The organism is Tessaracoccus bendigoensis DSM 12906 (assembly GCF_900141915.1).
Taxonomy (GTDB): Bacteria; Actinomycetota; Actinomycetes; order Propionibacteriales; family Propionibacteriaceae; genus Arachnia; species Arachnia bendigoensis.
This window is the reverse complement of the sequence record NZ_FQZG01000120.1, coordinates 1-5,435: the sequence shown is the minus strand read 5'-3', so window position 1 is coordinate 5,435 and position 5,435 is coordinate 1. Positions and strand designations below refer to the sequence as shown.

Annotated in this window: 3 protein-coding genes and 1 pseudogene; all 4 read left to right on the top strand. The window is 62.3% G+C overall.

Features of this window, described 5'->3' with window-relative positions; genetic code table 11:
• Nucleotides 1-2,718 precede the first annotated feature (2,718 nt).
• Nucleotides 2,719-3,600, top strand: a complete 882-nt coding sequence (locus tag BUC15_RS18320) for a ParA family protein (RefSeq protein WP_245788040.1) — start codon at nt 2,719-2,721, stop codon at nt 3,598-3,600.
• 8 nt (nt 3,601-3,608) lie between these two features.
• A complete protein-coding gene (locus BUC15_RS18315) occupies nt 3,609-4,499 on the top strand; it encodes a ParB/RepB/Spo0J family partition protein (RefSeq protein WP_073191427.1) in 891 nt (296 codons plus the stop codon).
• A 96-nt stretch (nt 4,500-4,595) separates the two neighbouring features.
• Nucleotides 4,596-4,943, top strand: a pseudogene (locus BUC15_RS18310) (DUF3817 domain-containing protein); the annotation flags it as partial.
• A gap of 183 nt (nt 4,944-5,126) precedes the next feature.
• Nucleotides 5,127-5,435 (top strand): hypothetical protein (locus BUC15_RS20590; protein ID WP_217652302.1); only part of this gene is annotated, 309 nt, incomplete at its 3' end.

Sequence of the window (5,435 nt, the reverse complement as noted above, 5' to 3'; positions counted from 1 at the left end):
TTCTGACGTCGACACCAGCGGAAAGGCTGGTCACCAGCGATCCGGTGCCGATACCTGTGGAAAGGCTCGTCACCAGCGGTATACGGCTGGTGACCAGGGATGCTGCTGGTATCGGCAATAAATCGCTGGTGTCCACGCCGACCAACCGCACCAGCGTCGTCTCGAAGAACAGGCCATCGGGGACACCCGGTCGCCAGCCGCGTGCGCGTCACCAGCGATCCGGCGCCGATACCTGCGGAATGGCTCGTCACCAGTGATCCGCCGTCGATACCTGTGGAAAGGCTCGTCACCAGCGGTATTCGGCTGGTGTCCAGCGATACTGCTGGTAACAGCCACCAACCGCGTCTCCACGACCATCACCCAGCACCAGCGTCGTCTCGAGGCACACGCCATGGGGACACCCGGTCGCTGGCCGGGTGCGCGTCACCAGCGATCCGGCGCCGACACCTGCGCAAAGGCTCGACACCACCGGTATACAGCTGGTGTCCAGCAATACCGCTGGTATCGGCCACAAACCGCTGGTGTCCACGACCATCACCACCACCTGGCAGCTCGACGGACGAGCACGGCAGCCCCTACAGTCACCAAGTCCGGCGCCGCCGCGACACCAGCGGAAAGACTCGTCACTTGGTTGCCCGGCCCATCCAGGGGACACCTGAGGCAATTCATGAATGGTCGATTCGGGTCGCGTAGACGGACGAGCGGCTCCCCAAGACGCTCGGGTTGCCTCGCGAAGGCTGGATTCCCGCTCAGGCCATTCGTCGAAGCTCTCACCCCGTCAGGAGTCCTGGGCCCGAAGCCAGATGCCGAGAGGATTACCGCCATCGCGCACGCCATCGTCGCCGACGGCCACGAATCCTTCGCGAGACCCTCAGCGCCCTCCCCTGACAAGCCGCGAAGGCGCTCTCAGCGTCGCCGCGGCTCACCAGAGACACCGTCACGGCGGCCCAATCATGCCCGGGACACTGGCTCACCCCACAGCGGAACCTCGGCTCTCCACGAGCGCAATATCCACTCCCGGCCCGGCTCAACCGCCGCATGGCCGGGCTCAAGCGCCGCACGGTCCGGCTCAACCGCCGCACGGCTCGGCTCAAGCGCCGCACGGTCCGGCTCATCAAACTCGGGTGCACGCTCTGCGTCGCCAGCGCTCCTTTGGCGGGGCTACTGAATCCGTCGGCGAAGCGCAGAGTTTCGACACGGTACTGCTCCCGCGAGATTTATAATTGAACAGTCAACTGTCGTGGGACGGTTCTGGGATTGGCCGCCGACCGCCCCGTCCCCGTATCCCAGCCCCCTTACGAGGTGTTTAGCAGTGGGCTGGCCGGCTCCTCGGGTCTGCCATGTGTCAGCTCTCTCATGGAGCTCTCAATCCCCCAGTCCAATCTTCGGTACCCAGCTCGGTCCCCCAGTCCAGTCTCCTAGCTCAGTCCCATAGCTCGGTGTCCGGCGGCTTCCCGGCGGGCCTCCCGGTCCTGTCTCTCGTCCCGGTCTCCGATCTTGGGCCGCCAGGCCAGTCTCCCAACCCGGTCCCTCACAGGTGGTTCATCCCAGCCAACGCCATGGGGTTGAGCCTCCGTAGCCGCTTGTTCAACGAACCGCACCGACGCGCTGGTCCCCACGGCCCTTGACCATCATTGAGGCTGTACGCGGGGATCGCGGCTGGCAGTTCGTTGCGCATGACGGTCTCGATGATGCAATCGTCGCCGTGTCTTGGCGTGTGCGCGGCATGGCGTCGAACTCAGCAGGCGTTCTAGGACGACAGGCGTGAGTCGGTTCCGGTCTCGCCCACAATTTTGACTCAATCCATCCCGCCGTCTCCTCATATCGCGGAGCGTGGGAGTCAGACACTCAAGGTTTCACGTGAAACGATCCGCTCTGGACGCCGCCTAGGCATAACAATATATCAAGGAAACGTTATAGCGATAAAGTGCGAAACCGTTATGACGAGTAAGCTAGAGAGTGGATCATCCACTCCCCTGCCGAGGTACCTAGCAAGGCGGGGAGGGGTGGCGTATGGGACACTGCCGCCCATCATTAGCGGACCTGTGGCCTCTCAGGCGAGAGCCATATCGCGCGGTACCCACTGTGACCATCGAGGACCCGGTGCTCTTCACGGGGCCTGGGACAAGAGCCTCCTCGGCCGCTCCACATCCCCCTTCGACTGAGCTTCCGGGCCCCGCACAACGTGGAGGCAAACCCGGCCTCGCGGTTAGCTCGCCATCGCGTCAGTGAAAGCCGGGTGATTGATGACGATCGGGCGATAGACCTGCCGTGGGTCCAAACCACGGCGCTCTGAGGTCAAACCACAGCCCCGTCGTAGTTCAAAGTCGCCAATCTCAAACTCATCCCCATCTCTTGACGCGATGCGACCCCATTCACTTGCCAATTGGCCTGGACCGCCGGTCCCGACTCGGAACCTACGCGCTGCGTTTTGGATCCCAGCCAGAGGCCGACGTGTCGAATGGTGATAGACGCTTGGAGGGCATCCGGTAGGTCTGCGTGGCGCCAATCTCCGGAAGCGTTTCACGTGAAACGGCGATCGCCGGGTGTCTACGTCGAGAACAACGTGCGACTCCGATAGAGTCGTCTCCGTTACTCAAGGAGGCAAATCATATGGCCCTGTTCTTTCGCAAGCGAAAGGGTCGCGAAGCTGGCGACGAGCAGTGGGAGGATGGCGACGGCGTTTCACGTGAAACGGACGGCGCTCCCCGCAGAGCCGTGGGTCTCGAGTCTCCGCACGACGATGGGGATGCTGACGAAGGTGTATCAGAGCTTCCACCGGTAGCTGAACCACTTCCCCGCCCTGCGAAACCACGTGTCATTGTCGTGGCGAACCAGAAAGGGGGAGTCGGTAAGACAACCACCGCGGTCAACATCGCCACCGCGATGGCTCTGGGGGGTCTCAACGTACTCGTTGTCGACACTGACCCACAAGGGAACGCTTCTACCGCACTCGGCGTCGATCACTCCCCCGGCACCAAAGGTACTTACGAGGTGCTTCTCGACCGAGCCGGGATCATCGAGTACGCGCAACCGTCGCCCCATAGTCCGAACCTCCATGTGCTACCGGCCGCAATCGACCTGTCCGCAGCGGAACTGGAGCTGGTCAACGAGCGCGGCCGAGAGCACCGGATGCGGGATGCCATCAACCAGTACATAGAGGAATCCGGAGTCGACTACGTCTTCTTCGACTGCCCTCCATCCCTCGGGCTACTGACCCTGAATGCCCTGGTCGCCTCCAGCGAGATTCTGGTACCCATTCAGACGGAGTATTACGCGCTGGAGGGTGTGACGCAGCTGATGCGTACCATCAACCGGGTCAAAGGCAACCTGAATGACGACTTGGAGCTCAGTACCATCGTTCTGACGATGTATGACGCACGAACCAACCTGTCACGCGAGGTTGCTGAGGAGGTCCGCCGCCACTTCAGCGCCCAGACCTTGGCGACGGAGATCCCGAGGTCCGTGAAGATCGCGGAGGCTCCCAGCTACGGGTTGCCCGTGATCACGTACCAACCGAAATCGGTGGGCGCTGTCGCCTACCAAGCAGCCGCAGTGGAGATGGCCAGCAGGGGAGCTGGCGAACCGCAGGGAAGTTGAGGATCGAAATGCCCCCTAAACAGAGCGCCCTTGGTAAGGGTCTCGGAGACTTGTTCGCACGCACCGACGAAGACGAAGCGAGGCCCCTCAACGACGGGTCCATATTCGCTGAAATTCCGGTCGAACAGATCGTTCCGAATCCCCAGCAGCCCCGGGAAGTTTTTGACGAGGACGAGCTTCAAGAGCTGGCGGGCTCGATCGGCGAGTTTGGCGTGCTACAGCCGATCGTCGTGCGGAAAGCAGGGCGAGACAACTACGAGCTGATCATGGGGGAGAGGCGCCTCCGAGCGAGCCGGATAGCTGGCCGCGCGACCATTCCCTGCATTATTCGGGGGACTGATGACATGTCCCTGCTCCGAGATGCCCTACTTGAGAACCTCCATCGCGCCAATCTCAACGCGATTGAGGAGGCTCGCGCGTACGATCAGCTGCTGCGTGACTTCGCCTGCACCAAGGAAGACTTGGCGAACCGGATCCATAGATCTCGACCCCAGGTCTCCAACACCCTGCGCCTCTTGAACCTTCCGCCCAGCGTGCAGGCGAAAGTGGCAGCGGGGGTACTATCCGCTGGGCACGCGCGGGCACTGCTTGGGCTTGCGGACACTGAGGCGCAGGAACGCCTTGCTGGGCGCATCATTGCGGAGGGCCTCTCGGTCAGATCCACCGAGGAGATCATCGCCTTGACCAGGGTGGCCCCGGGACCCCATAGGCCAAGTGCCGGACGGGTCCCAAGGCAACCGAGTGAGCACGAGAGCTATCTCTCAAGCAGGTTGACCGATCAGTTCGACACCCGAGTCAAGGTGAACATCGGCCGAGACAAGGGCAAGATTGTCATCGAGTTTGCCACTGGAGACGACCTCGACAGGATCATGGCCATCCTTGAAGGCAAGACGATTTAATGACAGACCGGCACATCACTTAAACACTAAGTCGACAAAATGGTTAAGAGAGATAGAGAGCTAGTGACTGAGCAGTCAGATTCCGGACCCACCGTCATCGACGCGGAAGACATCCAAGGCGCCCGTTCGGCCCTGATCCGGTACAGGGTCATGGCCTACGTTGTCGGTACCCTGCTAGTCGTCTTGATGTGCATCGCCATGCCCCTGAAGTACATCTGGGGTGATGGGAGGCTCGTGATGTACACCGGCATTGCCCACGGCTGGCTCTACATGCTGCTCCTCATCACCGCCTATGACCTTGGGCGGCGTGTTCAGTGGTCGCTGAAGTGGTTCCTTGCGATCATGCTCGCTGGCACGGTCCCGTTCCTGTCGTTCGTGGCCGAGCACTTCGCTACCAGGAACGTCCGGGCGACACTGTCCCGGTCCGAGGTGCGTGCCGGCTGAGGACCTTGTCTGGCGCATCCGTGACAGGAGCGCGGCGGGGGAGGGGTGTTCTCCGGCTTTACCAGGTCCGGGACTTCCGCAGGGCTCGGCGCCGGATCTCTGGTGACGAGTCCTTCTACTGGTGCCCGCGGCGGCGCCGGGCGGGTGACTGTAAGGCCTGCGTCGAGCTGCCAGGTGGTGGTGATGGTCGTGGACACCAGCGGTTTGTGGCCGATACCAGCGGTATCGCTGGTCACCAGCTGTTTACCTCTGGTGACGAGCCTTTCCGCAGGTATCGGCGCCGGATCGCTGGTGACGAGCCTTTCCCCAGGTGTCGGCGATATATCGCTGGTGACTAGTCTTTCCATTGGTGTCGCGGCGGCGCTGGGCTGGGGTGACTGTGGGGCCTGCCGTGCTCGTCCGTCGTGCTGCCGGGTGGTGGTGGTCGTGGACACCAGCGGTTTGTGGCCGATACCAGCGGTATCGCTGGTCACCAGCTGTTTACCTCTGGTG